We start from the raw sequence: 23,470 nt of genomic DNA on the forward strand, positions 1-23,470 counted from the left end.
ATGCAGTACCGACCCGGCCTCATCGAGGGTCTCATCGCCAAGACCGGCCTCGACTTCCAACCGCCGTAACCTCAGCCATTGAAGATCTCTAGAGCGACCGTCGCTGCGGCGTCCCGGCGCTCGTGCGCGGAACCTTCGCGATGGCGTCGAGGCGCAGCGGCCTGCCCGCGTCGCTGATCTCGAACAGGGTCGGACAGATCCAGCCGCCTTCGTCGAACTCGTTCCAGGCGTAGATGAGGACCGTGTTGGCCAACGCGTGGTCCGGATGTGTCTTGTTCCAGCTCACTGCTCCGTGGAGATGCGTCGCGATCTCCTGGGGCGTCGCCTGTTGCGTCCACTCGTTCTTGAACCCCGTGTAGTTGGGCTCCCAGGAGAGCGGATAGTCGAACCGCGGGCGCTTGTCCCAGCCCGTCGACACGGTCGGGACGACATCTCCCGCCGCGGTCGCGTACTGGTCCCACAGACTCGCTTCGGCATCGGCGAGCTCGGAATACGGCGCACCGTTCTGCATGCCGGTCGCGTAGCGGCTGACCGCGTCGGCGCCCACGGCGGTCTTAAGGTCGGCCGCCGACTGCGCCGTCCATGCCATGACCACGATGTACGGATCGGGCAGTCCCGCCTGTGCGCAGGCGGTCCTCATCTGGGTCACCTTGTCGGCCGTGGCGGTGTTGAAGAAGTACACGAGCGGCCGATCGCCGAGCACGCGCTGATAACTCGACTCGCTGAACTGCGCGACGAGCTTGGGCAGATTCGTGGCGTAGCTGCCGGTGAAGTTGCCGTCCAGTACGGCGCACCAGTTGATGTCGGCTCGTCTCTCGCTGGCGAGGTACAACTCCCGTCCGCGGGCCAGTGGTTGCTGCGGGTAGTAGACGAAGGCCCAGTAGTCGATTCCGGCGTCCTTGGCGTACCGGATCTCTTGATCCATGACGCTCTGGAGACTGCCATCGCTGTTGACCGACTCTGCCACTCGCACGCTGACGCTGTCGACGAACAGTTCGCACGTGGTGCCTTCAGTGGTGCCGAAGGAGAGCGTGTCGAGGACGGTCGTGGGCTGACGGAACGTCGCGTTGCGCACCTTCCGGATGTCGTCCACGAAGATGTCGACGAACGGAGCGGCGGCCTCGGGCGGCGCAGGATCGATGATGACCTTGATCGCGTACCAGGTGTCGTCCGCGACGGCCTGGACGACCTTCCACGTGCCGTCGGCCGCGCGGTAGACGAGTTCCTTGGTGCTGCCGTTGACCCGGGTGGCCAGGTCGACGGCAACGGACGCACCACCGGCCAGACTTGCCAGTGATCCCTGGCCGGCGGCAGTCTCCTTCCACTGCCACTGCACCGTGATCGCTCGATCCTGCGCGGAGAACGCGTGGGCGATGCGCGCCGCCGCCCCCGACGTGCTGCGCAGCCGCACTGACTTGCCCGTCCGTCCGGACACCTCGACGACCGTGGCGTCGGTGCCCGCAGGGGCCGTGACGTTCCATCCGGTAGGAGTCGCACCCGTCGTCTCGCCGTCGAATCCCTGGTCGATCAAGGTCGGCTGCGGCACCGTGATGTCGGCATAGAAGGGCAGCCGGAAATGATACTTGTCCGGCGAGAGTGTGCGGTTCACACCGCTTCCGTAGTGGGACTCCCCGCCCACCCAGGCGTCCCATCGAATAGCCCCGACCAGAGTCCCGTTGGCCTCCGATCCTCGCCCGGCGGCTGCGGCTTCAGCCGGCACGGTGAGGCCGAGCACGGCGCTCCCTGAAAGCGCGGTCGCCAGCCGGATGATGTCGCGGCGACTCGGCTTGCCGACAGGAGCGGAGTTTGAATTGATAGCTGTCATCTGAAATCCCCTGAGATCTGAGATGTGCCCTACGACGCTTACGAACTCTTCGGCTGAGGCCAGGGGCCAAAGCCTTGTCCGGCCTTGCCGGTGTGTATTGCTGGCGGCTGTCCATAAACCCGCGGCAGACCATATCCCTAGCCAGGGAGATTGGTTCCGGGGCCATGTTGGGTAGTTGTTGGACAATCTTGCCGATGACCGAGTGCCGGATGGTGAACTGGCGTAGCGGTCCAATGGCGCCGACTCACATGAATGCGCACGTGATCCTGTACGGAATGGACTCGGCCGACAGCACAAGGCCCCTCGACTGCCGGTGTGGTGTGTGAGAACACCAGTCCGACAGGGAGGGGCCTGTTTCAAAGGTTGCTCAGATAGATCCAGAACTTGGTTGGGGCTCAACCTGACTTCCGGGCTTCGTCGCTGGCTCCTCAGACGGGCAGCGTGAACGTCGTGGAATCGCCGTCGTGCCAGGACACGGTGATCCTGTCTCCGTAGTCAGCCGTCTTCTCCACTGCCACTAGCGGAGCGCTGGGGCGGCCGGTCTTGCGGGCCAACCCGACGACGGCGACGACGATGTCGCCGACATGCACGGCGCGTGTCGCGAGCCACGGCACGCCGGTGTACCTACCGAGGGGGCTGGTGTCCTGTTCAATCGTGACGCCGGAGTCGGTCAGTCCACGCACGCCGTGGATGAACGAACACAGGTCGTCCCGGGCTGTCTCGGCGAACACCGTCTGCTCGGAGGTGTCGGAGTCCGATCGAAGCGGAGTGGAGGAGGCGATGGGCCAGCCCCCGATGCGAAGTCCTACGGCCGATGTGGGGCCATCGACTCGCGCCAGGCGTATCTCAACTCCTCCGCGAACGACGGAAGCGACGGTGAGAACCGGTCCAGAAGTGACAGCGCCGGCCGGACCCGCCACGCCCCCGTGGCTCGGGCTGACCTCGACGGCGTCCACCCAGCGCACAGGCCCCTGCGAGGCGCCGAGGAGCACACCGTTCGCTAGTTCTCGCGTGAAGAGCGTGCGGAACCCGCTTCGGTGACTGGCCTTGCCGTCGGCGTCGAGCAGGACGACGGCGTTGTCGACCGGGCCGGCCACCGAAGGGCCCATGAGCGAGGGCAGAGTCCCCGTGGAATAGCCGAGGCGGCTGTAGAGCGGTGAGTCGGTGCGGTCTTCACCAGCCTGTGAAATGTCCGTGCCGTGGTTGAGCACGGTGACGACGCCGTCCGCCTTCCGGGCGGACACCAACCAGCCGGGCGCTTTGACCACTCGTGCGAAGTCATCGGTTTCGACGGGCAGGGGCTGTTCCACCTCGGTCCACGCTGGGTGATCGGACGGAAGGAGCAGACCCAGCATGCCTTTCGCAGCCCAGTACGGAGACCCAGGGCCCGAGTAGGACTGGCGCATCCTGGGCCACGAGCCGTGCCAGCCGAGGCTGAGCAGGCCGTCCGGTTCGAGAGCGCCGTGCTTCACGAAATGCGAGACGATGCCGCTGGCCGCGCGACGGAGCTGTCCCGGCGGGTGCTGGCCCGTACCGGTGATCGCGGACACCCACATTGGGGCGGCCGCGGCGAAGCGATAAGTGAGGCTGCGACCCTGCAGCAGGGGAGAACCGTCGCTGCCGATGAGATGCAGGGCGTCGTCGGTGTAGGCCGCCAGATCAGCGGCCCACTGATCACGGAGGGGCTGGGGGCACAGGGTTTCGGTGACGTCGAACAGGTGTGTCCACAGCATGGGGTACAGGTGCAGGGCCCAGCCGTTGTAGTGGTCGAACAGCCGTCCGTGGCCGTCGGCGAGCCAGCCGTTCGGCCGCCGCAGTGATGCGTGGAGGGCAAGGCCCTCTTCGATCTCGGTGGCGGACCAAGGTCCGCCGACCTCGCGGAGGAACGATTCCACGATGATGCGGAACCACGTCCAGTTGTTCTGCGGATACCACTGTCCGAGGACGGCGGACAACCAGTCGACGGTCTGTTCGCGGACGCGTGCATCGAGGTGGTCCCACAGCCAGGGGCGCGTCACCTGGAGACTCAGCGCGATGGAGGCAGCTTCCACCTTCGCCTGGTGCAGTTCGTCGTCGGGACGTGGCCAGGCTTCTGGCGACGTCGGATCGGTGCCCGCGGCCAGACCCCTCGAGTACCGCTCGAGGTAATGCTGCGGATCGTCACCGTCACGGCCTGCCGAGAGGAATCCCGCGATCAGAAAGGTGCGGGCGAACCCCTCCAGGCCGTCGGAGACCGGCCCGCTGCCACTGGCCGGGCCGGGAATGTCTATCCGGGCGCCGGTGGGGGAGCGGTGGTGCTCGACGGCGGCCAGCATGCGGTCCGCCAGACCCTCCCAGTGATCGCGTGTCCAGCCGGTGTACGGGGAGAGTGGGGAGTCGGAGGTGCTTGTCATGCCTGTACCGCCAGGCTGTGTCGGGTGACGGGGTGCAGCGGAGGGAGACCTGCGGCATAGCGCTCGAGCTCGGCGAGTGCCGCACGCGCCATGAGGTGTGTCTCTTTTCCCTGGGATCCCGCTATGTGCGGGGTCAACAAGACGTTGGGGAGACGGTACAGGGGGGAGTCCATGGGGAGCGGTTCGGGATCGGTGACATCGAGGATGGCGTCCAATCGGCCCGACGCGCAGGCGAGTTCGAGTGCCTTGGTGTCCACCAGAGCTCCGCGGGCGGTGTTGATCAAAGTGGTGCCCGGCCGAAGCTCCGCGAGTTCCGCCGCACCGATCATGTGCCGGGTCTCGGGCAGCAACGGGGCGTGCAGTGAAAGGACGTCGGCACACGGCAACGCCTCGGACAGATCGACCAGTTCGGCGCCTGCCGCGTGTACTTCCGCGGGGTCCGCGAAGGGATCCACCACGAGAATCGGTCCCTCGTGCAGCGGCCGCAGAAGAGCTGCCACGCGACGTCCGATCCTTGAGAAGCCCAGGATGACGACCGTGCGGCCGTGCCCGCTCAGCTCGCCCCGACTGTCACGGTAGGCAAGGTCCTCCCGGTACGTACGAGCATCTTGGGCGAGGAAAGGCACCTTCTTGAAGGACCACAGCACCGCTGCGAGCGTGTATCGGGCTACCGGTTCGGCGTTGGCGTCGGCAGCGGTGGTGACCACGATGCCACGGTCGAGAACGCGCTCGTCGACATGGCCCCGCACACTGCCGGCGGCGTGGAAGACGGCACGCAGGCGCGGCGCCGCACTGAGCACATCAGAGTCGATCGGGGGGCATCCCCACGAGGTGATCAACACCTCCACCGTCGCCAGTCGCGAGCGAATGCCGCGAGACGTCAATTCGTCGGTTGCCATGGGCTCGGCAAGCGTTGCAGCGGCGCGAAGGCGTGCGATCTCAGGTTCGGCGAACTGGACGCGGAGGATGTCGCTCGCCATGGCCAATAGTGTCTCCGGGCGGCGTCCACGGGGCTCACCCGCGCCAGGCTCGGGTGCCGGAATTCTGTGCATCACAACCCCCTGCGCGCAGAAGAGGGTGAATCCGGCAAAGTGCGCGTATTGCTCTTCGCGGGAGCTGGATATGCAACTTGGTACATCAACCTGGGCCATTGCTCTGTCACGAACGCGATGTTATTGAAGGGGGTGCAGATGTCGTGCAGGGCCGGATTGTGCGGAAGTAGGATGAAGTTGTCTCGTGGATCGCGATACCGATATGAGCGTGCAACCGTGTTCAGCTCGGACGGGCTCCCTGTCTGGGCCGACCGTCACGAGATCACCGCCGAGTTGGCAGCACATGACCACGACTTCCTGGAGATCGCCCTCGTCACCCAGGGCCGCGCCCTCCACGTCTCCGTCGACGGTGACCACCCCATTCGTCCGGGCAGTGCGGTGGTGATCCCGCCGAACCAGTGGCATGCATACCGAGAGTGCGAGGACCTGGTGGTCTTCGACTGTTTCGTGGCCCCGGAGCTGGTGCACACCACGCTGCCGTTCCTCGACGCGGAGTTGCCGCTGATGGCCGGGCTGCACGCCTCGAGCCTGCCGCTTCCTCAGCGGGTGCAGCTCGGCGCGGGTGCCCTGAGTGCGGCGATAGCGGAGCTGTACAGCATGAGAGACGTCACCTCCGGTCCGCGCTCCCGGGTCCAGATCATCGGGCACCTTCTGATCTATCTCGACCTCCTGAGCCGCTCGTGGGTCGCCGAGGATGCCGTGGGGCGGCGTCGACGGAGCAAGCTGCACCCTGCGGTGTCCTGCGCTGTCAAGGTGATGGAGGAAGACCCCGGCCGCTCGTGGACCCTTGCGGAACTGGGTGCTCTGACCTCGATGGAGCGTACGTATCTCGTCCGGCTGTTCCAGCGCGATCTCGGAGTGTCGCCGATCGCCTACCTCAACCAACTGCGGGAACAGGCCGCGGCCCGGCTTCTCGTGCAGACGGACGAGGCTGTCGCGAAGATCGGCGCGCGGCTGGGTTGGGGAGATGCCGGCTACTTCGCGCGTCGCTTCAAGGCTGCCTATGGGCTGACGCCGTCCGCCTATCGCAGGCGCGCCCTCAAGGGGCAGGGCTGGGACCACTATTCGACAGCCCCGGAGCCCACAGAGTCGTAGCCCGGCTTCCCGCTAAGGTGTGGGCGCAGCGCGCCGACCTGGCACGTTGTCTTGGCGGGCGCACCTCGGCCGCCGCGCTCCAGGACAACTCTGTCCGACTCTCGCCCAATTCAGGCCATGGTGGCGCTCAAGATTGGCCAATAGTGTCGCGACCGTGACAGAGCAGCGTTACTCCCATGTGAACTCCGCCGGAAGATCTCGTCTCTCGGGATTCCCGGCATGAGCGGGCCGGACGTCGGGTTCGCCAAAATCGACGCGACGGATCGAGGGACCGGGCGTGACGAACCTCCAGACACGGTCACCCCGGACAAACCCCGCCGTTCGCACGGAGGGCGGCGTTTCGAAAGGCTTCGGCGACTCCGACGTGACCGGTTGTTCGTCATCCTCATGCTTCCGGGGCTGGCCTACTTTCTGGTGTTCCACTATGCCGTTCTCTTCGGCAACGTCATCGCCTTCAAGGACTACATTCCTTTCGAGGGGTTCTGGGGAAGTGCGTGGGTTGGCACCCAAAATTTTCGGGACCTTCTCGGCGACCCGGACTTCTGGCACGCGGCTCTTAACACCGTGGAGATCGCCGGGCTGCAGTTGATCTTTTACTTCCCGGCGCCGTTGGCCTTGGCCCTGCTGTTGCACAGTCTCACGTCACACACCCTTCGACGGTTCGTGCAGTCGGTGGTGTACCTCCCGCACTTCATGTCGTGGGTGATCGTGGTCGCGATGGCCCAGCAGATGCTCGGCAGCACCGGCCTGTTCAACTCCGCGCTGACAGGCGCGGGCCTGCACACGGTCGACATCATCGGCAACCCGGACCTGTTCAAGCCGCTGACCGTGCTGGAGGTCATCTGGAAGGACTGTGGCTGGGGGACGATCATCTTCCTCGCGGCACTGACCCAGGTCGACGACCAGCTCTACGAGGCTTCGGCCATTGATGGCGCGGGCCCATGGCGGAGGTTCTGGCACATCACACTGCCGTCCATCCGGCCCATCATCATCCTGCTACTCATCATGCGGATCGGCGACATCCTCTCCGTGGGCTTTGAGCAGATCCTGCTGCAGCGCACCACCGTGGGTCCCGGTGCGGCGGAAATCATCGACACCTTTGTGTACTACAAGGGAATCATCGGCGGAAACTTCGGCTTCGGTGCTGCGGCCGGCCTCTTCAAGGGGGTGGTGGGGGCGATCCTCGTCTACGCCGCAAACAAGATTTCGCACCGCCTCGGGGAACAGGGAGTCTACAAGTGAGCGTCATGGATGAGACTCGTTCCAGGGACCGTCGGTCGGCCGGGCCGGTGCGCCCGGTCTGGATGGAGAAGCCTCGAAAGGTCACCCTGGCCGCAAAAGGCACCGCCCTGGCGGTCATCATCCTCTTGGTCCTCATGCCCTTCGTGGTCGTCATCGCCACCTCGCTGTCGTCAACGAAGTCCGTTGTCGAGAACGGCGGTTGGGTGGTGTGGCCCAGCGACCCGTCCCTGCAGGCTTACCGGCAGATCTTCAGCGGGGGCATAGTGACCCATGCACTGTGGGTGAGCATCGGCGTCACGGTCGTCGGGACGGCGGCGAGCATGGTGTGCACGGTCATGCTGGCCTATGCGCTCGCCCGGCCCAAGGTCTTCGGCGGCAAACCCATGCTGCTGCTCGTCCTCTTCACCTTCCTGTTTCCGCCCGGGATGATTCCGACCTATCTGATGGTCAAGAACCTCGGGCTGCTGAACAACTACGCCGCGCTCATCGTCCCGGTACTGATCAGCGTCTTCAACCTGGTGGTCCTGCGAGGGTTCTTCCAATCCGTGCCGGAGGAGCTGTACGAAGCGGCCCGGCTGGACGGTGCCGGAAACTTCAAGATCCTCGTGTCCGTGGTATTGCCGCTGTCCAAGGCCGCGCTTGCGATGGTTTCGCTCTTCTACGCAGTGACCTACTGGAACTCATGGTTCCAGGCGTCGATCTACATGAACGACGACCATTGGCCGCTCCAGCAGGTGCTCCGCACCTACGTTCTGAGTGGTGGTCAGATCGCCAGCTCCACCGGTGCGGGCGACGCGGCCATGGCTGCCCCGCAGACGATTCAGATGGCTGTCCTGGTGGTTGCCACGGTGCCGATCCTGCTGGTGTACCCGTTCCTGCAGAAGTACTTCACCAAGGGCGTCCTGTCCGGCGCCATCAAGAGCTGACTTCCGGCTCGATCCCCGCCTCCACGGCTCATGCGTGCCGGCGCCGCTCCTCCCTGCTCGAAACGTGGCCGCAGAACCCGTGTGCCACGGGCGACCATCACTTTCCCCGAAGGGAACGTACGACCATGCCTGCTCCCTCTCGCCGCTCCGTACTGCGCACCATCGGAGTCGCCTCTGCGGCTGTAGCCGCCCCGCCCCTGCTGAGCTCCTGCAGCGGCTCGGGCTCGTCGGGCAACGCCGCCAACGCAGGCGTCGAAATGGCGCCTTGGCCGACGTACGTGCCCAAGACCACCGTCACCCCGGACCTCAAGGGCGATGCAGCCACCGGCATCCAGGACACCTACCTGAAGTACCCCTCCAAGCTCACCAAGGGGACCTCTGAGACACCGGGCGACGGCTCCACGCTCAAGGTCTTGACCATCACCTACGGCACTGCCCCCACCCCCCGTGGGCAGAACAAGTACTGGCAGGCCATGGAGAAGGCTCTCGGCGTGAAGATCGACTTCACTCCGGTGGCTGCTGCCGACTACTCGGCGAAGATGGCCACCTTGATGGCCAGCGACGACCTGCCGGACGTCCTGAACATCGCCGGCGGCGGCACACTCCCGCACGAAGCTCCCTTCGTCCTCAAGACCATGGCCAACATTTCGGAGTTCGTGTCCGGCGACGCCATCAAGGACTATCCCAACCTCGCCAACATCCCGACAGCTTCCTGGAAGGCGCCGGGCCGCTTTCACGGCGGCATCTACGGTGTCCCCATCCCGCGCGCCAGGCCGGGTCTGGCGCTGTGGATCAACGGCACCAACTTCGAGAAGAGCGGCTACCGTCCCACCAACAACAGCTACAGCCGTGATGACTTCACGCGCCTCCTCCAGGAACTCACCCACGGCAGGCAGTACGGCATCGGCGCGTCGAAGGACAACGCCCTGAACTGGTTCGGCGCCCATGCCCAGTTCCACGCGGTGCCGAACCAGTGGTCGGTCTCCGACGGAAAGTTCAGCACGTACTACGAGAGCGCCCACTTCAAGGAGACCCTGGCCTACCTGCACACTCTGTGGAAGCAGAAGCAGTACTACCCTGACTCCACCTCGACCGCGACAGTCGACCTCAAGACGCAGTTCTACAACGGAACCGTGCAGTCCTACACGGACGGCTTCGGCGCCCTTGCGACCACCCTGAGCCAGGTGCACGGTTTCGAGGCGGCGCCAATGACCTCCTACTCCGCGAACGGAGTCGCCGCCACCCCGTGGTCGGGCCCGGGATTCGCCGGCTACACAGTCATCAACAAGAAGCTGTCGAAGGCGAAGATCAAGATGGTGCTCAGGGTGCTGGACTTTCTGGCCTCACCCTTCGGAACCGAGGAGTACGAGCTCCTCATGTACGGCGTGGAGGGCGTGCACTTCACCTACAACAAGAACGGCGACCCGACAGCGACGGACCTCGGCAAGACCGAGAACGTCGTCAACCTCCCCTTCTACTTCCTGTGCAACGCCCCCCAGGTGCTGTACGTGCCCGATGCGCAGACGGGAGTCAAGGCCGCCTACGAGTGGCAGCGTCAGACCTGCCCCACGCTGATCACCAACCCTTCGGTCGGCCTGCGCTCCAACACCCTGAGCACCACCGGCGCCACACTGAGCCAGTCCGTGGACGACGCGATCATCGGCATCATCACTGGCCGCCAGTCCGTCAACTCGTGGGACTCCGTCGTGAGCAAGTGGAGGTCCGAGGGCGGCGACAAGATCGCCGCGGAGTACGAGTCCGAGAACGCGGCGGGTACGACCAAGTGATCCGGCCTGCCCCCCAGCCTCGACCGCACGCACTACGCGCTGAACACCACAGGGAACCCCTGGGCATCGGCGAGGCGCGCCCCCGGCTCTCCTGGGCCATCCCGGACGCGCCCGCCGGGTGGCGGCAGGTCGCCTACGAGGTCGAGTGCGTGGACCTTGAATCCGGAGACGTTGTGTCCAGCGGACGGATCGACTCCGCGGACAGCGTGCTCGTCCCGTGGCCCCACCAAAAGCTCAGGTCACGCAGTCGACGGCAGATCCGCGTGCGGGTCTGGGGGGCAGGGAGGACGGATGCCTCCGACTGGAGCCCGGAACTGACACTGGAAACAGGCCTCTTGGAGGCATCGGACTGGACGGCGTCCTTCATCACGCCAGACATACCTGCGGCGGACGAGAGTGTGCCGCTGCTGCGCCTGGACTTCCCGGTCAAGGCAGAAGTGCACCGAGCACGGCTCTATGCCACCGCGCTGGGACTCTACGAACTGGAACTCAACGGATCCCGTGTCGGTGACATCGCTCTCGCGCCCGGCTGGACCAGCTACCACCACCGGCTGCGCTATCAGACGTACGACGTCACCGCGGCGCTCCACACCGGCTCCAACGTGCTGGGGGCCTCGTTGGCCGACGGGTGGTTCCGGGGGCGCCTCGGGTTCAACGGCGGCACACGCCACATCTACGGTGACCAAAGAGGGCTGCTGGTCCAGCTGGAGATCGAGTACGCCGACGGATCCGTCGAGTCGGTCGGCACGGACGAGAGCTGGCGCACCGCACCGGGCCCCGTCCGGTACGCGAGTCTGTACGACGGCGAGCACCACGACGCGCGACGTGAACGCGCGGGCTGGTCCACGGCCACCTTCGACGCCGGGGATTGGCTTCCCGTCCAAGTGATCGATCGCGACAGGACAACGCTGGTGGCTCCCCAGGGGCCACCGGTCCGGTGCGTCCAAGAGCTCAAGCCGATCACTGAAACCATCTCTCCCTCCGGGAAGAGGATCGTCGACTTCGGACAGAACCTGGTCGGCCGTCTACGTCTGCAGGCCGAAGGCCCACCCGGAGCGGTGATCCGGGTTCGCCATGCCGAGATCCTGCAAAGCGGCGAACTCTGCGTTCGCCCTCTGCGCCAGGCGCGGGCGACCGATGAGTACGTGCTGCGAGGCGACGGCCGGGAATCCTGGGAGCCGCGATTCACCTTCCACGGCTTCCGATACGCCGAGATCAGCGGAGACGTTGACGACGTTGAGGTAGTGGCCCGCGTGTACCACACCGACATGGTCAGGACAGGAAGCTTCACGTGCTCCGACCCGGACATCCAGCGCCTGCACGCGAACGTGGTCTGGAGCATGCGGGGCAACTTCCTTGACATTCCCACCGATTGCCCGCAGCGCGACGAACGGCTGGGCTGGACCGGAGACGTGCAGATCTTCGCGCCGACCGCGTCCTTCCTGTACGACTGCGCGGGCATGCTCTCCTCGTGGCTGCGGGACCTGGCCGCCGATCAGCTGCCCAACGGCTGCGTGCCCTACTTCGTTCCGGCGATCGCGGCACCGCCTCTCGAACTGGACACGCTCACGCCGACGGCAGCCTGGGGCGACGTCTCCGTCCTCACGCCGTGGGAGCTTTACCGGCAATACGGCGACGCCGAGGTTCTGCGGGCGCAGTACCCGAGCGCGAGGGCGTGGGTCGACTGCATGACGGCCCACGCGGGCGACGATCAGCTGTGGGACACAGGATTCCAGTTCGGTGACTGGCTCGACCCGACGGCTCCACCGGACGATCCCACTGCCAACAAGGCGGACCCCTACCTGATCGCAACCGCTTACCGTGCTCGTTCGACCGCGGTCCTCGCCAGGATGGCCCACACGCTGGGCTATTTCGAGGACCACCAGCACTACGAAGAACTTGCGCAGGCCATCAAGGATGCGTTCGCGCAGAGGTGGGTTCGCGCGTCCGGATTGCTCGACAACGACGCCCAGGCGTCGTACGCAATTGCGCTGCACTTCGACCTCCTTCCCACCGCGGCACAGCGCGAGGTAGCGGGTCAGCGCCTGGCCGCATTGGTGAAGGAAGCGGACTTTCACATTGCCACGGGCTTCGTCGGTACACCGGTCATTTGTGATGCCCTCGCCGGCTCAGGGCATCTCGACACCGCGTACGCCTTGCTTTTGAAGCGAACGTGTCCGTCCTGGCTTTACCCGGTCACCCAGGGCGCGACGACGATTTGGGAGCGCTGGGACAGCCTTCTTCCGAACGGAGAAGTCAACCCGGGAGACATGACGTCCTTCAACCACTATGCCCTGGGGGCGGTCGCCGACTGGCTGCATCGCGTCGTCGCCGGCCTGGCCCCCGACGAACCCGGGTACCGCCGGCTGCTCATCCGTCCCCGGCCCGGTGGTGGCCTCACCCACGCGTCGGCGGCGAAGGAGACGCCGTACGGGCGGGCCGAAGTCAGCTGGCTGCGGGAGACGGACGCCCTCACCGTCCACCTCGCCGTGCCAGTGGGAGCCACCGCGGTCGTGGATCTTCCCGGTTTGCCACCAGTGACCGTCGAATCGGGTAATCATTTTTGGCGCATTCCAGACATCAATAGCGCGGACGCGGCTGGCGGCTGAGGCGAGGAGCTCTTCGGTCGAGTGGATGCAGGTGGAAACTAGGAAGGAACGGAGGGGCGCGCCGACGCCGGACGTCCTTCGCGCGGCCTCCGTTGGTCAACTCTGACCTACTATCCCTCAATCCAGCCCACGGCATGAACACCCCGTCTTCAATACAGTCGTAGTTGTGATTGATCAACGAATTGCATTCAACCCGCAGGCCACTCCCGGGATTTGGGGGTGCGCACGTGAACAGGGATGAAGTGACGATAGGGGCCTACTACTTCCCGAACTATCACGTCGACCCCCGCAATGAGGAGTGGCACGGCGAAGGGTGGACTGAGTGGGACGTGCTGAAGAAGGCCGGCCCACGTTTCGAGGGCCACGTGCAGCCGAGGGTGCCGCTGCATGGTTGTGAAGACGAGGCGGACCCCGCGGTGATGGCCCGCAAGATCAGGATGGCCACCGAGCACGGGGTCGATGCCTTCATCTTCGACTGGTACTGGTACAGCGGGCGTCCCTACCTGGAACGCCCCCTTGAAGCAGCGTTCATGGCTATCGCGGCCGATCACGACATGAAGTTCGCCGTCATGTGGGCGAACCATCACTGGACCAACATCCATCCGTGGAAGTCAGGGACTCAGGCCACCGAGCTGGAGTCGGGAAGCGTCGATGCCGCCCAATTCCGAGCGGCCACGGAGTACTTGCTTGAGCGGTACTTCCATCACCCGGCGTATCTCCGGCTCGACGGCCGCCCCTATCTGTCGATCTACGACCTGCCTACCCTCATCGAGGGTCTCGGTGGCATCGAAGCGACGAGGGCCGCGATCGACGATCTGCGCTCCCGCGCCGCCCGGGCGGGCCACGGTGATGTCCACCTCAACGCCATCACCCGCGATCAGCCGGTGCTGCCACAGGACGGTGTGGCGCTCGACGAGGCCATGCTGGTGAGCCGACTCGGGTTCGACAGCGTGACGTCCTATGTCTGGGCACACCACCATCCGCTGCCGACACTTCTCACCCCGTACGCCGACGTCCTGGAGCAAGCGGAAAAGGGCTGGGAGAGCATCGCGGCCAAGTTCGATCAGCCCTACTTTCCCAATGTGACCGTCGGGTGGGACCCGTCACCGCGGACGGTCCAGTCCGATACGTACAACCCCAACCTCGGCTACCCCCACACCAACATCATCTCGGACTGCACGCCCGAACACTTCGGAAAAGCACTTGAGAGGGTGCGCATGTACGTCGAGAAGACCCAGGCCCCCCTGGTGACCATCAACGCGTGGAACGAGTGGACCGAGGGCACCTACCTTGAGCCCGACACCGTCCACGGGTACGGGCATCTCGAGCAGATCCGCAGGGTGTTCGGCATCAGCCGCTGAGTCGGCAGTGCCTGGCTTCGGGATTCCGAAGCAGCAGCAGCTGCCTGGCAGGAGGCATGGCGGGGCTGGCACACACGGCGTCAGTCTCGCTCTCCGGCTGAATAGGTGATGGTTGAGGTGAACGCAATCGTGCAACGCAGAGTGAGCATCAAAGACGTCGCTCGAGAAGCCGGTGTATCGATCGGCACTGTCTCCAACACCATGAACCGGCCGGACATCGTGGCACCACCCACCCGCCTACGTGTCCTGCAGACCATGCAGGTTCTCGGGTTCGTGCGCACGGAGGGAGCGCGCCAGCTCCATGGACTCCCGTCTCCAGTCGTGGCAGTAGTGGTCCCTGAGGTGACGGACTCCTTTGGTGCCGCTGTGACGCATGAAGTGGAAAAGGCGGCCACTGAGGCGACCCCTGTGGTGTGGACACTCTGACAATGGATCTGGCAGATCCGAGGGAAGGTGTCCTGGTGGGACGTAGGTCTCCGTATCCGGTGGAGTTCAGGAACGATGCCGTCGCGCTGTACCGCGTGGCGGGCGGGAAGCGCACGTATGCGGCGGTCGCTGCGGATGTCGGGGTGACCGGCGAGACCCTGCGGAGCTGGGTGCGCCAGGCCGACGAGCATGCGGGCCGTGATCACGGCCGCGGCGAGCAGAGCGTGGAGAGCCAGGACGAGGAACTGGCCCGGCTGCGCGCGGAGAACGGCCGGCTGCGCACGGCAGAGAAGGAATGGGAACTCGAGCGGGAGATCCTGCGCCGGGCAGCCGCCTATTTCGCGAAAGAGATGTGCGCCGTGAGGTGCTGATGGTCCGTACGCAGGTGAGAGACCTGCGTCAACTGCCCTGTCGTGGCGGGGTGGTGAAGCTGAGGGCAGCCTGATCCGGGTGATGCCGGGGAGGGTGGCAAGCGGCCCTGACAAAGCCGGGACGTGCCAGCACTGCCAGATGGTGCGGGTCCGGCGAGCGAGGTGGAAAGGAGTACGCGAGGAACCGTCGTTATTACGTCCCTCAATGCGAGACCGGCTCGAATCTGGCGGATCTGGGCCGGGAGCGGTGCGTAACCGCCGCCGGAGGCGGCGGGGAACTCCTTGGGTGGTTTGTCTCTGCTGCCCGGGAGGCCATGAGGAAGGCCCACGGCGTACTCATGGCGATGCCGCAGGGATGCAGACGGGCTCCTCCTCCACCGAGCGGACCACAGTGAACACGGGAACCATCTGGTCTCAACTCCCGAAGGCGGGCCTCCAGTTCGCGGGGCGGGATAGGTGCATCGACCGCTGAACGGGCCGGGTGGGGCGGAGCCGTCGTAGTACTCCGAGCCGGGGAGAGCCCGGCACATGGGGAAGGACGGCAGCGGAATGCGAGAAGAGTTGGAGGCTGCAATGCCGAAAGATGCGGTGCCGAACGGCGGCGCGTCGCTGGAGGCGGCCCGGGTGGGGCCGCGTCAGCGGGTATCGGAGATGCAGGCCAAGCTTCATCGTTGGGCGGCGGCCGACAAGGGCCGCCGGTTCGACGACTTGTTCAACTTCGTGCACGACCCGGCGACGCTGATCGTGGCGTTCGACCGGGTCGCGGGGAACCGGGGAGCCGGCACTGCGGGCGTGGACGGCCTGACGGCCGCCGACGTCGAGGTGCGGATCGGCGTTCCCGGGTTCCTGGACGACCTGCGGGCCCAGCTCAAGGCGGGAACGTTCCGCCCGCTCCCGGTGCGGGAGAAGAAGATCCCCAAGCCGGGCGGTGCGGGAAAGGTGAGGCGATTGGGTATTCCTGTGATCGCTGACCGGGTTGTCCAGGCCGCGCTGAAGCTGGTGCTGGAGCCGATTTTCGAGGCCGACTTCAAGCCGGTCTCCTATGGCTTCCGGCCCCGGCGGCGGGCCCAGGATGCGATTGCCGAGATCCAGCACATGGGCACCCACGGCTACCGATGGGTGCTGGACGCGGACATCGCGGCGTGTTTCGACGAGATCGATCACGTCGCACTGATGGACCGGGTCCGGGCAAGGATCAAGGACAAGAGAGTCCTGGCCCTGGTGAAGGCGTTCTTGAAGGCCGGGGTCCTCACGGAGCTCGGGCAGATCGAGGACACGCCTGCCGGGACCCCGCAGGGCGGGATCATTTCCCCGTTGATGGCGAACATCGCCCTGTCGGTGCTCGACGAGCACCTGCACGGGCCATGGGAGGCAGGAGGCGCCTTCTCTTCACCGAGACGACGCCAGACTCTGCGCTCCAAAGGGCTGGCGACCTGGCGGATCGTCCGCTACGCGGACGACTTCGTCGTCCTGGTCAACGGCCGTGAGGAACACGTCCATCAACTACGCGAAGAGGTCGCTCACGTGCTGCGGCCCATCGGTCTTCGGCTCTCCGAAGCCAAGACCCGGGTCGTCCACATGAGCGAGGGATTCGACTTCCTGGGGTTCCACATCCAGTGGCGCCGAAAGCGAGGCACGAACACATGGCACGTCTACACCTTCATCTCCGACCGGGCCATCCGGCAGGTGAAGGCGAAGATCCGTGCCCTGACCCGCAAGACGTCACCTCTGGACCTGGACGCCACCCTGGCCCAGCTGAACATGGCCAGGGGCGGATGGGCCTTCTACTTCCAACACGCCATCGCGAAACGCGTGTTCAGCAAGCTGGACACCTTCACCTGGTGGAGAGTGGCCAGACTGCTGCGCGAACGGCACCGCTGGAGCTGGAAGGAACTCCGCCGACGGCACACCACCCCCACCGGGCGGTGGCTGCCGTTCGCGGCGAACGGCGTCGAGCTGCGGAACATCCAGACGATCCCGGTCACCCGGTATCGCTACCGCGGCAACAAGATTCCCAACCCCTGGGTCCCGGAAGCCTATTGACGACAGCGTCCGTGGAGAGCCCGGTACTCGGAGACGGGTACGCCGGGTTCGGCGAGCGGCACGGGGAAACGGGCCGGTGGCAACACCGAAACCGCGCCCCGTGCCGACTCAACGAAGTGAGGACCCATCGCTGGGACTTCGTCTCCGGCCACGCAGAAGTCTTCGGCGTTCAGCGGATATGCCGGGTCCTGCAGGTCTCGCGCTCGGGCTACTACCGGTGGCTCGCCGGTGCGAAGGCCCGTCGAGAGCGGCAGGCCGCCGCCGACGCCCTGCTTGTGGAGATCCGTGAGATCCATACCGAGCACAAGGGCACCTACGGAGTCCGGCGCATCCATGCTGAGCTGCGCGGCTTCGGGCACACCGTCAACCGCAAGCGCGTCGAGCGCCTGATGCGCCGGCACGGTATCGAGGGCCGGCACCTACGGCGCCGCAAGCGCACCACGGTCCCCGACCGGCTTGCACCACCGGCCCCGGATCTCGTCCAACGCAACTTCTCCGCCGGACAGTTGAACGAGAAGTGGTGCGGCGACATCACGTACGTCCAGGTCGGCGGGACGTGGCTGTATCTCGCCTGCGTCATCGACATCTGTTCGCGCCGGGTGCTCGGCTGGTCGATGGCCACGCACATGCGCACGGAACTGGTCATCAACGCCCTGGAGATGGCCGTGGCGACCCGCGGCGGCCACGTGGACGGGGTGATCTTCCATGCGGACAGGGGCTCGCAGTACACGTCGGCCGCGTTCGCGCAGGTCTGCGACGGTTTCGGGATCCGCAGGAGCATGGGCCGGGTCGGCTCGAGCTACGACAACGCCCTCGCCGAGTCATTCTGGCAGGGACTCAAGAGGGAAACGATGCACCAGAGGCTGTTCTCCACGATGCGTCAGGCGAGGCTGGACATCTTCCAGTGGCTCACCTACTACAACGCCCGCAGGCGCCACAGCGCCCTCAACTGCCTCTCGCCAGTCGAATTCGAACAACAACAGCAGAGAGCACGTAAACTCACACTCGCAGCATGAACCCCCGTGTCCACACTCCGGGGGACGCCTCACCGCCCAGCCGCACCCGTCCAGGCAGACGAGCCGGCTCCCGCCGAGATGCCCGCGGCCTGGGCGGAGCACGCTCGCACGGTCGACCGCGCGGTCGACGCCGACCGTCGCCGACGGCGCGAGGAAGCACTCGCCGGAACCAGGCCCGTAGCCCCGCCGACACTGCACGAGGCCCTGAGCCAACGGCCCATGTTCCAGCTGCCGCCCCGCGACAACGCCGACACGACTGTCCGGGAGGAGGATGCGTGACCCGAGCCCATTCCCAGGACGATCCGCTGGAGGGCCTGCCCTCACGGGCCAAGATCGCCGAGTTGATCCTGGGCGACCGCCCGCCCCGCGACACCTACGTCGGCTGGCAGAACTACCGTGACCGCCGGGGCCTGCTCGTCCCCGCCCCGAGGATCTCGCTACCGCAGTGGCCGCTGATCCCCGGGAGCCGCCGTGCCGACTGCGACCTCTACCGGCAGTTGACGAACGCGAACCTCCCGCTGCAGGACACCCTCATGCACGACAAGATCGGCAACCTGATCCGGCGCCGGCTGCGCGGCAACACGATGAAGAAGAACGACCCGACCCGCGCCGGCGTCGTGATCAGCGGCTCGGGCAACTACGGCAAGACCGCATCCGTCTGCTCCGCCGGGGCCTTCTTCGAAGACCAGTGGCTGGACCTGCATAGCTACCTCAACCCCGGGGCTCTGCCCGGCACACGTGACCTCCACGCACCGGTCGTCTACGTCTCGACCCCCGTGACAGCGAAACCGAAGAGCCTTTGCGCTTCGATCCTCGGTTTCTTCCGCGCCCCGACCCGCACGGCGGCCACACTGCCGGAACTGGTCCGGCAGGTCGCCGACTCCCTCCACGACCACGGCGTCAAAGCGCTGATCATGGACGACATCAGCCGCCTGCGGATGCACAGGGCCGACGACCAGGACGTCCTCGACCTGATGCGGGCCTTCATGAGCCTGGACGTCACCCTGATCCTGACCGGCGTCAACATCTCCGGCATCGGACTGCTGCGCGAGGCCAAGTGGAACAAGAAGACCCGGCAGTGGGAAATGCCACCGCTGAAGTCGACCCGCATCCACGGCCTGGAGATCACCCAGACAGAGCACCGCTTCGAACTCATCGAGCTCGACCGCTTCCGCTACACCACCCCGAAGCAGATCCAGGCTTTCGTCGACCACCTGGAGGGAATCGAGCGACACCTGCGGCTCGGCTGCTGAACGCGAAGGAGGGCATGCTCACCTGCGGCGCCATGCCGGAGTACTTGATGCGCCGCACCGGCGGCGTCGTCGGCCTGTTGGGACGCCTGCTCGAGGACGGCGCCCAAGAGGCCATGGAGTCCGGGAAGGAACTGATCGACGAGAGCATGCTGGACGAGATCGTGCTCTGCAGGGATGAGCCCGGGCAACCGCCGGATGAGCCCGTGATCCCGGCCAAATCGCCGACCGCTGGCAAGAGGCCCCGACAGGTGAAACGGCACCGAAATACCGTTTTCGATAACAAAGGCCCCGCCGCCACGGACACGGCATGACGAACACACTGCTGCCCAGGAGCCTTGCCCCCGCCCCCGGCGAACTCCTGCCGGGCTACCTGCTGCGTTTCGCCCACCGGATCGGCATCTCTCCGCTCGACCTCGCCCACCGGTGCGGGCTCACCACTGAGAAGACCAAGACGTTGCCCACGCACCACCTGGTCCGCCTTGATGCCGGCTTGATCCAACAGATGGCTGGCGTCTGTCGACTCGACACAGCCGAGGTCCACGAGCTCACCCTTGCCGGTCAGGCCCCCGGCTACACCCCGCTCCGTTCCATCTACCTCGGACGGCACCAGAGTCATATCAAGATGGCCAACGACGGCTGGGTGTTCACCACCTTCAGCCGCTACTGCCCCGACTGCCTCGCTGACACAGCCGATCTTCCCGGCGGACCGATCTGGCAGGGCGCGTGAAGGCTCCCGCACACCGCTATCTGCCCACGCCACCAGCGATATCTCGCCTGGCAGTGCCCGGTCTGTCAGGCACCTGCCTTCTCCAACGGCTATCGCGCCGACGGCAGATGGCGCCCCTCCCAGCTGATCCCGGCACCGCGCATCCACCTACTGCACCCGGCGCAATGCCGCCACCGCCCCGGAACCGGCTGGGACGCAGCCTGCGCCGCCCACCTCGACCGCCAACCCGCTCCTCTCACCCAGCCCACGGCGGACATGGCGCACGCGCAGCAGCGGCTGACCGCGGCAGCCGCTACCGCGCCCGATCAGGAGGTTGAGAGCCTCGGGCGACCTACCTCACCCGAGCGGTTCTTCAACGACGTCCGCGCCGCCCTCCTCGTCATCTGCTCCACCTGGCCCACCGCTGCCGAAGTAGTCCCCAGCTCTGAGCATCTGGGCCTGATCGCCGCCCACGCCGAGGCCCTGCACCGCACCCCCGCCGAAAGGATCGGCCCCCAGGGCCACGGCTGGCTGGCCCGCTCCATCGATCACCCGCCCGCCGCTCCAAGCCGCCGCTCTGATGAGCCTCGTCGTGCGGATCCTCGACAACACGGACGGTCAGACGACACTCGCCCGGCTGCTGTCCCGGCTCCCGACAGGCAGGGCCGGCCGCCTGAGAACGCTCACACCCCACTGCTCACCAGCTATGGACGCCGCAATTGGAGAACACACCCGCCGTCGACACGAAGCCACCGGTCCACCCGCACTCTTTCCCCAACCACCCACCCACCAGGGCCGCCTCGACCCGAGCGCCATCCCAGCCCTCCTCCCCGATGCCTGGGCAGCCCCGCTGAACAAACTGAAGGGGCCCGAACGGCTCCTGCGGCGCGACGCCGCGATCCGCCTGGTCCAGATGACCCGCGGTGGATCACGACGCGGCGCGGCCCGCTACCTCGGCATTCCGCCGGGAACCCTGCAGACGACCACCCTCCGCGTCCACACCTGGCAAAAACACCCCGGCAACGCCCAGGCGTACCAGGAAGCACTTCAGCGCATCGTCGAGATCGCCTCAGCTTGCTCTTTATGGTCTTTGCCCCGCAGAGTGAGCCCGACATGATCACTCTTCTGCGTGGGTGGTGCGCCGTCGGACGTCGGCCATCAGTTTGTCCAGGAGTGCGACGAGCGTCTGCCGGTCGTGCTGGGACAAGCCGCTGACGAGTGTGGCCTCGCGACCGAGGATGGTGTCGACGGATCGCTCAATGAGTGCGTGGCCATCGGCTGTCAGTTCCACCAGTACGGTGCGGGTACCGGTGGCCCCGGGTGTGCGCCGGACGAGGCCGTCTCGTTCCGCTCTGGCAACGCGCTGCGAGATCGCGCCGGCGGTCACCAGCGTCCTGCGGGCGATCTCGCGGGTGCTGAGGCTGTAGGGCGGGCCGGAGCGTCGGACGACAGACAGCAGGTCGAGGGTGGCCGCATCGATTCCGGCCTCTCGAAGAGCACGGTTGCGGTCGTCGGTGAAGAGCTTCGCCAGCCACCAGATGGGAGTGACGATCTCGATTGATTCTGTTGGGGTTCCCGTTCGTTCCCGCTGCCAGGCCGTGGCGATGTCCGTGGCGGAGGGGGCGCGCTCCTGGTCCTCTGGCCCGATTTCGATGTTGGTCACGGTGTGAATCCCTGTCGTCATCAGCTACGTTTAGGCCTAAACATAGTATGAGCAGGAGGACTCGTGACCCGCACTGTGCTCGTGACTGGTGGCACCAGCGGCATCGGCCGCGCGATTGCCCAACGCTTCGCCGATGACCAGGCAGAGGTCTTCGTCACTGGACGAAAGCGCGACACCGTCGAGCGGACGGCCAAAGAGATAGGGGCGCACGGCGTCGTCTGTGATGCCACATCAACCGAGCAGGTTGAGGCACTCGCTGCCCAGCTTGGCGACCTGGACGTCCTGGTCAACGCCGCCGGAGGTCTTCCTGAGCCCGCATCCGGTGACCCATCGATGCTGGAAGCGCAACTGGCCCAGTGGCACAGCAGCTTGGCCCAGAACCTCCTCACTGCGGTGCTGACCACCCTCGCAGTCCAGGACAAGCTCACCAGCGAGAGCTGCGTCATCAATATTGGCTCTATCGGCGCCGAGCGCCGTGGCGGCTCATACGGCGCAGCGAAAGCCGCCCTGGCTGCCTGGAACGCCTCCCTGTCCGCCGAACTCGCCCCCAAGGGCGTCACCTGCAACGTGATCTCCGCGGGATTCGTCGCCGACACGAACTTCTTCCGCGGCCAGATGACGGAAGAGCGCCACCGCGCGCTTGTGGAAGAAACCCACAACAAGCAGCCGGGAACGGTCGGCGACATCGCCCAGACTGCCCACTTCCTCGCCTCTACGGGGGCCCGGCACATCACCGGCCAGACCATCCACGTCAACGGTGGCGCCTTCACCACGCGGTAGCGCTTGATGCGCCTCGAACGGGCATCTCGAACGCCGTCACTCACCTGGAAGTTTGGCGTACGCGGACGGTGGTCTTGGCGTGATCCTTCGTGCTGAACAGAGCGCGAAGCACTATGAACTCCAGGGCCACCCTCGGAGTTGAGTCGGCTGCACCACGGTGTCCGGCAGGAGGCGGTCGCTTTCGCGTCGCGCTTGACGACGCAGGAGATCGGTCGCGACCTGTGTGGCGACCTGCTCGTCGGCCACCAGGTCGTGCACGGCCTCGACCTTCTCCTGCACCGTCTCGGGCGCGAGACCGTGGTAGCCGACTCGCTGGCGGGACGTCTCCGGTGTCCACCGCCGCTTGCCAGTCTCCTCGTCCAGCGGCGGATTCTTGATCGCCGCCCACCGTTCCTCGGGATCCGAGATCGCAGCAAGGGTCTGGTGGGTGCTGTAGGCCACGCCGGGGCATCCGTGCCGTTCGGGCCAACGGCCGGCCACCCATCGGTAGGACTTGAGCGTGTTGTACGGGACGTCGATGTCCTCCGACAGCCGGTGCAGCCACGCGGACACCCCGAACAGGTCGTCATTCACCGAGCGGCCGCTGTGCTCCTGCATCGGAACCACTTCCAGCGCGCCGTCGCCGATGCTGAAGGAACTCTTCGACAACTTCTCCGCAGCGTCGCGGAGCCTTGCCACGATTTGCTCGTACTGCTCGATGCTGACGTTGCCGACCTTCTCAGTACTGGGCACCACGACCACCCCCATGCCAGACCGGAGCACGGTCCCCTTGGCCGTGAAATGCGACCCCGGCCCACCCGGTACGGGCAGAATCCGCCTCCCGTCCCAGGCGGCAAAGGCGTACCGGCACGGCGCGTGGAGCACCCGAAAGCTCTCTGCAAAGCCCTCTGCCGAACGCCTGCGAATCTAGGGCCTCGTGCGC

Annotated in this window: 18 protein-coding genes and 2 pseudogenes; 15 read left to right on the top strand and 5 right to left on the bottom strand. The window is 66.0% G+C overall.

Features of this window, described 5'->3' with window-relative positions:
* Positions 1 to 88: 88 nt before the first annotated feature.
* The 3 genes from ACWIGU_RS43695 to ACWIGU_RS43705 form a co-directional block, all read right to left on the bottom strand.
* Positions 89 to 1,609 (bottom strand): hypothetical protein, encoded by a 1,521-nt coding sequence (locus tag ACWIGU_RS43695; protein WP_454407478.1) that lies wholly within the window; start codon positions 1,607 to 1,609, stop codon positions 89 to 91.
* Positions 1,610 to 2,253: 644 nt separating this feature from the next.
* A complete protein-coding gene (locus ACWIGU_RS43700; RefSeq protein WP_454407480.1) occupies positions 2,254 to 4,218 on the bottom strand; it encodes a DUF2264 domain-containing protein in 1,965 nt (654 codons plus the stop codon).
* Entirely contained in the window at positions 4,215 to 5,198 is a 984-nt protein-coding gene (locus ACWIGU_RS43705; protein ID WP_454407482.1) for a hydroxyacid dehydrogenase, read from the bottom strand. The genes ACWIGU_RS43700 and ACWIGU_RS43705 overlap by 4 nt, the downstream gene beginning before the upstream one ends.
* A gap of 288 nt (positions 5,199 to 5,486) precedes the next feature.
* Between ACWIGU_RS43705 and ACWIGU_RS43710 the strand changes: the two genes are divergently transcribed.
* From ACWIGU_RS43710 to ACWIGU_RS43775, 14 genes and pseudogenes are all read left to right on the top strand, one after another.
* A complete protein-coding gene (locus ACWIGU_RS43710; protein ID WP_454407483.1) occupies positions 5,487 to 6,365 on the top strand; it encodes an AraC family transcriptional regulator in 879 nt (292 codons plus the stop codon).
* 387 nt (positions 6,366 to 6,752) lie between these two features.
* Positions 6,753 to 7,607, top strand: coding sequence for an ABC transporter permease (locus tag ACWIGU_RS43715; RefSeq protein WP_454407514.1), 855 nt, complete (start codon positions 6,753 to 6,755; stop codon positions 7,605 to 7,607).
* A gap of 5 nt (positions 7,608 to 7,612) precedes the next feature.
* Positions 7,613 to 8,533: a carbohydrate ABC transporter permease gene (locus tag ACWIGU_RS43720; protein WP_454407515.1), complete on the top strand. Its 921-nt coding sequence runs from the start codon at positions 7,613 to 7,615 to the stop codon at positions 8,531 to 8,533.
* A 125-nt stretch (positions 8,534 to 8,658) separates the two neighbouring features.
* Entirely contained in the window at positions 8,659 to 10,320 is a 1,662-nt protein-coding gene (locus ACWIGU_RS43725; protein WP_454407485.1) for an extracellular solute-binding protein, read from the top strand.
* A complete protein-coding gene (locus ACWIGU_RS43730; protein WP_454407486.1) occupies positions 10,317 to 12,929 on the top strand; it encodes a glycoside hydrolase family 78 protein in 2,613 nt (870 codons plus the stop codon). Before ACWIGU_RS43725 ends, ACWIGU_RS43730 begins: the two co-directional genes overlap by 4 nt.
* A gap of 227 nt (positions 12,930 to 13,156) precedes the next feature.
* Positions 13,157 to 14,290, top strand: a complete 1,134-nt coding sequence (locus ACWIGU_RS43735; RefSeq protein ID WP_454407488.1) for a glycosyltransferase WbsX family protein — start codon at positions 13,157 to 13,159, stop codon at positions 14,288 to 14,290.
* Between the two features lie 201 nt (positions 14,291 to 14,491).
* Positions 14,492 to 14,716, top strand: a complete 225-nt coding sequence (locus ACWIGU_RS43740; RefSeq protein ID WP_454407517.1) for a hypothetical protein — start codon at positions 14,492 to 14,494, stop codon at positions 14,714 to 14,716.
* A 35-nt stretch (positions 14,717 to 14,751) separates the two neighbouring features.
* A pseudogene (locus tag ACWIGU_RS43745) lies at positions 14,752 to 15,062 on the top strand (transposase); the annotation flags it as partial.
* Between the two features lie 598 nt (positions 15,063 to 15,660).
* Positions 15,661 to 17,130: a group II intron reverse transcriptase/maturase gene (gene ltrA / locus ACWIGU_RS43750; RefSeq protein WP_454407490.1), complete on the top strand. Its 1,470-nt coding sequence runs from the start codon at positions 15,661 to 15,663 to the stop codon at positions 17,128 to 17,130.
* A gap of 113 nt (positions 17,131 to 17,243) precedes the next feature.
* A pseudogene (locus ACWIGU_RS43755) lies at positions 17,244 to 18,146 on the top strand (IS3 family transposase); the annotation flags it as partial.
* A gap of 6 nt (positions 18,147 to 18,152) precedes the next feature.
* Positions 18,153 to 18,425: a hypothetical protein gene (locus tag ACWIGU_RS43760; RefSeq protein WP_454407491.1), complete on the top strand. Its 273-nt coding sequence runs from the start codon at positions 18,153 to 18,155 to the stop codon at positions 18,423 to 18,425.
* The gene (locus tag ACWIGU_RS43765; RefSeq protein WP_454407493.1) at positions 18,422 to 19,399 is read left to right on the top strand and encodes a TniB family NTP-binding protein; all 978 of its coding nucleotides are present in this window, start codon (positions 18,422 to 18,424) and stop codon (positions 19,397 to 19,399) included. The genes ACWIGU_RS43760 and ACWIGU_RS43765 overlap by 4 nt, the downstream gene beginning before the upstream one ends.
* Positions 19,400 to 19,413: 14 nt before the next feature.
* Positions 19,414 to 19,710, top strand: coding sequence for a hypothetical protein (locus ACWIGU_RS43770; RefSeq protein ID WP_454407494.1), 297 nt, complete (start codon positions 19,414 to 19,416; stop codon positions 19,708 to 19,710).
* On the top strand, positions 19,707 to 20,126 hold the full coding sequence (locus ACWIGU_RS43775; RefSeq protein WP_454407496.1) for a TniQ family protein: 420 nt from the start codon (positions 19,707 to 19,709) through the stop codon (positions 20,124 to 20,126). The genes ACWIGU_RS43770 and ACWIGU_RS43775 overlap by 4 nt, the downstream gene beginning before the upstream one ends.
* 1,096 nt (positions 20,127 to 21,222) lie before the next feature.
* Here ACWIGU_RS43775 and ACWIGU_RS43780 read toward each other — a convergent pair.
* Positions 21,223 to 21,768 (bottom strand): MarR family winged helix-turn-helix transcriptional regulator, encoded by a 546-nt coding sequence (locus tag ACWIGU_RS43780; RefSeq protein ID WP_454407497.1) that lies wholly within the window; start codon positions 21,766 to 21,768, stop codon positions 21,223 to 21,225.
* Positions 21,769 to 21,831: 63 nt separating this feature from the next.
* Here ACWIGU_RS43780 and ACWIGU_RS43785 point away from each other — a divergent pair, with 63 nt between their 5' ends.
* Entirely contained in the window at positions 21,832 to 22,548 is a 717-nt protein-coding gene (locus ACWIGU_RS43785) for an SDR family NAD(P)-dependent oxidoreductase (RefSeq protein ID WP_454407498.1), read from the top strand.
* 111 nt (positions 22,549 to 22,659) lie between these two features.
* Here ACWIGU_RS43785 and ACWIGU_RS43790 read toward each other — a convergent pair whose 3' ends face one another.
* On the bottom strand, positions 22,660 to 23,295 hold the full coding sequence (locus ACWIGU_RS43790; RefSeq protein ID WP_454407499.1) for a DUF6192 family protein: 636 nt from the start codon (positions 23,293 to 23,295) through the stop codon (positions 22,660 to 22,662).
* Positions 23,296 to 23,470: the final 175 nt, after the last annotated feature.

This window comes from Streptomyces sp. NPDC055400, from assembly GCF_053644375.1.

Excerpts from the sequence above, each read along its gene's own strand:
- ACWIGU_RS43700 (WP_454407480.1), bottom strand. The coding sequence starts at position 4,218 with ATGACAAGCACCTCCGACTCCCCACTCTCCCCGTACACCGGCTGGACA.
- ACWIGU_RS43705 (WP_454407482.1), bottom strand. The coding sequence starts at position 5,198 with ATGGCGAGCGACATCCTCCGCGTCCAGTTCGCCGAACCTGAGATCGCA.
- ACWIGU_RS43715 (WP_454407514.1), top strand. The coding sequence starts at position 6,753 with ATGCTTCCGGGGCTGGCCTACTTTCTGGTGTTCCACTATGCCGTTCTC.
- ACWIGU_RS43720 (WP_454407515.1), top strand. The coding sequence starts at position 7,613 with ATGGATGAGACTCGTTCCAGGGACCGTCGGTCGGCCGGGCCGGTGCGC.
- ACWIGU_RS43725 (WP_454407485.1), top strand. The coding sequence starts at position 8,659 with ATGCCTGCTCCCTCTCGCCGCTCCGTACTGCGCACCATCGGAGTCGCC.
- ACWIGU_RS43740 (WP_454407517.1), top strand. The coding sequence starts at position 14,492 with ATGAACCGGCCGGACATCGTGGCACCACCCACCCGCCTACGTGTCCTG.
- ltrA (WP_454407490.1), top strand. The coding sequence starts at position 15,661 with ATGCCGAAAGATGCGGTGCCGAACGGCGGCGCGTCGCTGGAGGCGGCC.
- ACWIGU_RS43770 (WP_454407494.1), top strand. The coding sequence starts at position 19,414 with ATGCTCACCTGCGGCGCCATGCCGGAGTACTTGATGCGCCGCACCGGC.
- ACWIGU_RS43775 (WP_454407496.1), top strand. The coding sequence starts at position 19,707 with ATGACGAACACACTGCTGCCCAGGAGCCTTGCCCCCGCCCCCGGCGAA.
- ACWIGU_RS43790 (WP_454407499.1), bottom strand. The coding sequence starts at position 23,295 with ATGGGGGTGGTCGTGGTGCCCAGTACTGAGAAGGTCGGCAACGTCAGC.